The following is a 6139-nucleotide window of genomic DNA, read 5'->3' on the forward strand; positions in this document are numbered from 1 at the left end:
TGATCTGGGGGCTGGATCTGACCGGTAAGCAGGATACCAGCGGTACAACGCACAACATCCTCGGTATCGTGGAGCATGCCTCACGCGCCAGTCTGGTTCTCTCCGGTTTGAAAGACAAGGTCAGCCTCACCCTGCTTCGACACCTCCTGAACGCCATCGAACAGTACGGCAAGCCGAAGATGATCCGGACCGATAATGAATCGATCTTTACTTCACGACTGTTTCGTTTTGGGCTGTGGTGGTTGGGTATCCGGCATCAGAAGACGGACAAGGGGTGTCCGTGGATGAACGGCAGAGTCGAGCGGTTCTTCGGCACGCTCAAGCAAAAGCTCGATCTGTGGGAAGTGGATAATCAGACATAGCTTAACGGTGCGCTGGGACAGTTTCGATGCTGGTATAATCATATACGGCCGCATCAAAACTTGGACGGACGGACGCCGGCCGAGGTCTGGCAAGGCGTGGATATTTTCGCTAACCGGCCGCGCCGGGAGTATTACTATAGTGCCTGGGATGGATTGCTGACGGGGTATTATCTGCGGCTGTAGATCGGCATTGATGCCGACAAACCTCTCAGGTGGGCAGCCAGGTCGGCTGTCCGGGGAAACCTGTGTCTGTCAGGTAAATATCCGGTTGAAACAGGCCAGATCGGTGAAGGTTATCGGCAGTTTGCAGAGACGGATTTTGCAAAACGTGATGTAGTACCGCTTGAATAGCGGTTGAGGTTGAAATTTCAGGGATGAAAACAGCCTGGCGGGTATTGTGGACGGGTGGACGGGACACCTGCCTGTCCAAAACTCCCGGGAACTATAGGGACTTTATGGGACGATAAGCTGTTGTTTTATTTTGAGTTATTCAGGTTATGGAACTTCCTGAAACCTCATGGAACCTTGAAATGGTGCCCGGGGCCGGAATCGAACCGGCACGGTCGCAATGACCGAGGGATTTTCTTACCACTACAACTTTCGCTGCTGCGTACTTGAAACGCATTTGTGGCCTGGACTTTATCTTTACCCTATTCTACGTTAGTAAAACTTAGGCAGGAGCCGTCAAGTCTCTACACTTTCCCGTGATAGTGACGAGATACGAGGGAATTCCCGAACTATCGGTACCCGTAACCCGCTACTGTTTTATCGGGCTTAGCTCGGGATTGCCACCACCCTGCGTGCTGAGGTTTCCCCGAATTTGACTCCATTCACACCGGCCGTTTCCGAACCGGGTGCTCAATATTTTAAGTCCCTTGCGTCTACCAGTTTCGCCACCCGGGCTGCGGCGTGACAGCCAGTATTTTACACAAATCACTGTGGGTTTTGAAAGGAAAAGAAAGCGGGTTTGGGGGCCTTCAAAAACATATATAAACAACTGTTTTTGAAGGTTTTTAATTCGGCCTCTGAGATACCGCTATTTATCACCCGGTAGTTATTGCAGCGGCCAAATCCCCCTCCCGGCTGATTAATAACTCAGCAGAGGTCGTATCCAGTCCATGGAACGTGCTTGTATGCAACCCCGGGCTGTTACTGTTTAGACCAGAATTCTTCGGAGAGTATTTGCAGATCGTTTGCTACTTTAGATACTTCCTTGCCAGAGGCTTCACTCTCCTGGAATGAGCTAACATTTTTCTCAGCGACATCCCGTATACGAGTGATGCTTTGATTCACTTCCTCGGCCACGGTGGTCTGTTCAGTCACCGCGTCTGATATCTGGGTACTCATTTCTGTAATGGTGTTAACCGATGTCATGATCTCGCCAAGCGACTTGCTGGCCTCCTGAGCCTGGGCCACCGTACTGTCAGCCTGTTCGTTACTTTTAGCCATGACGTCAACGGCTTGCTTGCTCGCACTTTGCAGTTTTTCGATTGTTTGCTGTATCACGCTGGTTGATTCCTGGGTGCGTGAGGCCAGACTCCGGACCTCGTCGGCGACCACCGCGAAGCCCCGGCCCTGGTCGCCAGCACGAGCGGCTTCAATCGCCGCATTCAAAGCAAGCAGATTTGTCTGATCAGCAATGCCGGTAATGACATCTACCACGGTGCTGATTTCCGTGCTGTCTTGTTGCAACTGATTTATAACGGTCGATATATTTTGTATTTCAGTTGAAAGTTCGTTAATGAATCGTGTGGTTGTATCAACCACCTGCTGACCTTTTTGGGTTTCCGCCGTCGCCTGATTGGCGGCTTCAGCTGTGGCTTTTGCCCGGTCTTCCACACCACGAATCGATGTTGTCATTTCATTCATGGCGGTGGCCACCTGGTCTGTCTCGGAATACTGGCGCTGGATCATCTCCTGGCTGCCTTCCATATTCGACAGCAGGGCATCGGAGCTGCTTTTAAGAATATTCGAGGTGTCGGAGATACGACCGACTACGCCGCCTGTAGAAGACGCCAGTTTTTTCAGTGCCAGAAGAATTTGGCCTGCTTCATCATTACGCCCTGTATATATCCAGCGTGCGACAGGATTGTTATAAACCTTTTCAGCAGCTTTGACGGCGCGATTTATCGGATTCAAAATGTAAAATGCAGCAGCCCCTCCCAGAGCACTACCCGCTAACCAGGCCACCAGCATCGGTATAAGGTTTAAACCGCCGAAGACGGCCAGACCGGATAGTATGGCCAGCCACACGATGCTTGTTAGCAGAATCAGACGCCCCAGAAGCGGTATCTTGCGTGATTTGACATAGCGCGGTATTTTCCCATCCATGAGGGGTTTGTAAACCTTCTCTGCCCGCTCAACATGCTCGCGTTTTGGTTTACGTCGCACCGATTGATATTCAATCGGTTGACCGTTTTTGGTTATCGGGCTCACGAAAGCATCGACCCAGTAATGGTCACCATCTTTGCGGCGATTTTTGACCATGCCCATCCAGGTCTCACCCGCCTTGACGTGGCTCCACAAATCCTCAAAAGCGGCCGGTGGCATTTCCGGGTGCCGGACAACGTTATGATTTTTACCCAGTAGTTCTTCTGACTGAAAACCACTGATGCGTAAAAAATCATCGTTAAAATAAGAGATGGCCCCCTTCAGATCTGTCGTAGACAGAATATTGGCATCCGAAGGATAGTCATATTCTCGATTTGTAATGGGATGGTTCTTTTTCATATGTTTACGCCTTCAGTTTTCGAAGTGACTGATTTTCATAACATCGTCTTGTCGACGGCAAATTTGACTGAATTCGCTGCTTTATTTGTCACAAATTTGGCTCGTCCCTGCGGTACCCGGATGCCTGGTTCTATCTGCGATGGTCAAACTGATCCTTGTTCCTGTCGTGGCTGATTTCATTATTCCAATTAAGCCATTATTTACAGATGTCCTTTGCGTCAAATAACCTTTTTATAGATATGGCTATTATCCCTGCCAGATTAACTAACCGTTTCACTGTTTTTATCGTCTTGGCGCGCAATATCTTTATAGTTCATAAGCAAAAAGTGTTTTTAACCGACGCCAGAGTAGTGAATGACACCGCACAGCTTCAACGCCAACGCGATACCGCATGCAGGTAGTCCGGAGGCGACTGTCTCATGATCTATTGGCGGGTTGGAGTGAACAGGCATATAGCGTGTGGGGAAGGCGCGAAAAGCGGCGTCCGGCAGTCAGATCAGCGGATGCCACAACACCCGGGTTCATTTTTGTGACGGAACTTGCCGGGGTATCTGGCCGCAATGCGGTCATACCCTGTAGCGGCGATTTTGTCCGATAATCGGCCGCTCTGCTGTGTATTTAAATACAGGCACACCCCTCCTTCAGGGACTTCTTGCGACGAGACAGTGCTGTATCTTATCGAGAAATTGCGCCACATTCAGCGGCTTGGTCAGGTAGTCGATAAAACCGGCCTCCCTGGCGCGACTGATATCCTCCTTCATGGCATTGGCGCTGACCGCGATGACAGGTATCTCCCGTGTTTGTGAGTCGGCCTGCAAGCGTTGCAGTGCCTCATAACCGCTCATGTCAGGCAGGTTGATATCCATAAGAATCAACGCCGGCAATTCAGTTCTGGCAAGCTCGAGCCCTGCCCCGGCCGTGGTCGCTTCGAGTAATTGATAATCATCGCGCTTGGCGAGGAGTTTACGTACCAGATTGAGGTTAGCCGAATTATCCTCTACATAGAGAATGCGCGTACGCCGATCACTGTCGTTGATTTTCCGGTTTTGCTCGACAACAGATTGATCTGCCTGGCTCTCGCCGGGTCCGGCCTTTTTCAGTTCTAACCAGAAGGTACTCCCCTCGCCCTTGACGCTGTCCATGCCAATTTTGCCGTGCATGGCTTCGACCAGGCGCCTGGACAGGGCCAGACCAATGCCGGTCCCCGCTACCCCATCATAAGCCGTTCCCAGACGCTCAAACGGTCTGAACAACAGGGCTTGATCCGCGGTATCGATTCCAGGGCCGGTATCGCTGATGGAAATTCGCAGAAAAGTATCAGAAGCCTCGTCGATCCAGAGTCGGATCCGACCATCCTGACGATTATATTTCACCGCGTTGGAAAGCAAGTTCACTATTACCTGCTCGAGCCGCGCGGAATCAGCCATCACCCATTCCTGCGTATTACCGGATGTTATAGAAATATTACGCTGCTCGGCGAGGGGTTGAAACTGCTGTACGCACTGCTCCAAAAGCGGCGCCAGATTGACCGGCTCGAGACTCAATTCAACCGGTTTGCTCTCAATGCGACTCACCTCGAGTATCTCGTTAATCAGCCCCAGCAAGTGGTTGCCCGCTTGCATGATCTCATCGAGATTTTCATTCTGCTGTGCATTAAGCGGATATTCAGGATCGGTTTGGAGTAATTGTCCAAAACCAAGAATGGCCGTCAGGGGGGTGCGAAGCTCGTGACTCATTTTTGAAAGAAACTCTGACTTGGCCGCATTGGCCTGCGCAGCTTCATCACGACTTAACCGGATTGCCGATTCGGCTTGCTTGCGTTCGGTTATGTCGTTGACAAAGGCGAAAAATTGCGGCTCCTGCCCCACCGTTTCCAGCCTGACATTCACTTCCACATCGATAATCCTCCCGTTTTTGGCGCGGTGCCGGGTATCAAACCTGTCCCATCCCTGATCGAGAATCTTTTCAATGTGTCTGGAAGTCTCTTCCGCGGTCTCGATAACTTCAATGTCGGAAATATGTAACCGGAGCAGCTCATCCCGCTCATAACCTAACATCTGACAATAGGCCGGATTACAGTCATGAATATTACCTTGCATATCCGCAAGAAAAAAACCGTCCATCGCCGCATTGACAATCAGATTATTGCGATAACTCTGTTCTTCGACCTGTTCGGTTCGCGTTTTAACCAGTTCTTCCAGATGCTGCTGGTAATGCTCCAGCTCTATCTGGGCCTTTTTTTGCTCGGTGATATCCTGAACAGTGCCTCGAGATACAAGTGGCGTCCCGTCTTCTGCAAAGTCTGTATTGCAGCGCTCTTCTACCCATTTGATTCGGCCATCGTTCATCAAGAGGCGATGAGCTATAATATAGGGCTTGCGATCGACAAGAGATTGCTGGTAGGCGGCATCCACTGCTTCACGCTCATCCGGATGAACAAGCTCAAGAAACGTCCCATAATCGGGAGAGTAATGTGCTTTATCAAGTTCAAAAATAGCGTATATCGCATCTGACCAGATTAGTCGACCAGTGAGCAGGTCAAGCTCCCAGTTACCAATCTTCGCGATCTCCTGGGCCTGGGACAGGCGTTTTTGACTGTCACGCAGCGCATTTTCCGCCTCAACACGGCCGGTAATATCCGTAATGATGGCAATCAGGCCGGTCAGCTCGCCCTGCGCGTCATACCTGTAGTCCCAATCGACACTGACGGAGATTAAACAGCCGTCCCGGGTAATGTTTTGACCCATAAACGGTTCAGGTTGCGGCCTCAACTCAATCAGCCTGTGCAGATATTCCTGGAAACCTTGCTGTTGCGAAGGAACCAGGAACTCCCAGATCTTACATCCCACGAGAGTCCCGGGTTCGTAACCGAGCATGCGGGCATGTGCCGGGTTGGAGTAGATAATGGTTCCGGAAAGGTCCGTCTCCTGGATACCGTGCGGAATGGTTTCCAGTAAAATATTAAGATGTTCTTTTTGTTCGAATTGTTGTTGTTCGAGCAGTCTTCGCTCGGTGACGTCCTGACCAATCGCCAGCAGTGAAACAAG

3 protein-coding genes are annotated in these 6139 nt (G+C 50.7%); 1 reads left to right on the forward strand and 2 read right to left on the reverse strand.

The window, feature by feature from the left end:
• A partial coding sequence (locus R6U90_RS05030) for a DDE-type integrase/transposase/recombinase (protein ID WP_410351582.1) occupies nucleotides 1–362 on the forward strand: 362 nt, incomplete at its 5' end.
• Nucleotides 363–1511: 1149 nt separating this feature from the next.
• Here R6U90_RS05030 and R6U90_RS05035 read toward each other — a convergent pair.
• Both R6U90_RS05035 and R6U90_RS05040 read right to left on the reverse strand, forming a co-directional pair.
• The gene (locus tag R6U90_RS05035) at nucleotides 1512–3092 is read right to left on the reverse strand and encodes a PAS domain-containing methyl-accepting chemotaxis protein (RefSeq protein WP_410351583.1); all 1581 of its coding nucleotides are present in this window, start codon (nucleotides 3090–3092) and stop codon (nucleotides 1512–1514) included.
• 641 nt (nucleotides 3093–3733) lie between these two features.
• On the reverse strand, nucleotides 3734–6139 hold a 2406-nt coding region (locus R6U90_RS05040; protein ID WP_410351584.1), incomplete at its 5' end, for a PAS domain S-box protein.

Source organism: Thiohalophilus sp., assembly GCF_046483665.1.
Taxonomy (GTDB): domain Bacteria; phylum Pseudomonadota; class Gammaproteobacteria; order UBA6429; family Thiohalophilaceae; genus Thiohalophilus.